Annotated in this window: 1 protein-coding gene and 1 pseudogene; both read right to left on the minus strand. The window is 46.9% G+C overall.

What is annotated here, in order from left to right:
• Window positions 1–213, minus strand: a pseudogene (locus A3735_RS26500) (glycosyl transferase); the annotation flags it as partial.
• A 13-nt stretch (window positions 214–226) separates the two neighbouring features.
• Window positions 227–894 (minus strand): mannosyl-3-phosphoglycerate phosphatase (locus tag A3735_RS26505; RefSeq protein WP_156499943.1); only part of this gene is annotated, 668 nt, incomplete at its 5' end.

The following is an 894-nucleotide window of genomic DNA, read 5'->3' on the forward strand; positions in this document are numbered from 1 at the left end:
AATAACGATTTCTGATAGATAGTCGGCACCTTCGAGGTGGCTGACGATCTTGGGTAGTGCCTCACCTTCGAGTTCGGAGAAAAGAGATGGAAGAATCAAGGACATGGGGCGTTGTTTACTAAAGCCCCTTAACTCATCTTCCAAATCATCCAGAGGGCGACGTGATAGGTTGTGTAGGGTGGTGACAATGCCGTTTTGATAGAAATCAGCCATAATGATTTTCTCTCTAACTGTAGATAATGTTGTTTACGCCTTGGGCCCAGCCTTTCGGGCCACAATGCTCGCTAACTTGGTAGCCACTAGTACGGGCTAAACTTGGTGGAGCGTGAGCTGGAGAGCGGATAATGAGCGCTCTATCAGCAAGCTCCAACATGGCGACATCATTAAGACTATCGCCAATTGCGAGTGTTTTTAAGTCGCAGGGAATGGAAAAATTAATGAACTGTTTGACCAGCCAAGATAAGGCTCGGCCTTTATCGTGATCTCCGTTCAAGCATAGGAAACGCCCTCCTTGAAGAACGGTGCCTCCCTTATTTTCCAGATAAGTAATGAAGGATTGCTTATCGGAATGATTGCCTAGCCATTGAATTGGCTCACTGTACTCGCGCTCATTCGCTTGCTTGGCTTGCTCGACGCTAAGCCCTGTTAGCTCGGCAAGCGCTTGCTCGCTCATCGCTGCAAAATGGTTAAATTGCTGCGGAAAATCCTTTTTGGCTTGTTCGAGAATACCGAGCCAGTGTTGACGTGTTTCTGATAAGCCATAAACCCAGTATCCGTTTTGCTCGTAGCAAGCTTCTGGTTTACAGGGAAAATAGTCCGTAGGGATCAAGACAGCAGCGCCATTTTCAACAATAAACGGTTGCTGGTTTTTGATTGCTTTTCTGAGCTTGAGCA

It is taken from the genome of Oleiphilus sp. HI0061 (genome assembly GCF_001635675.1).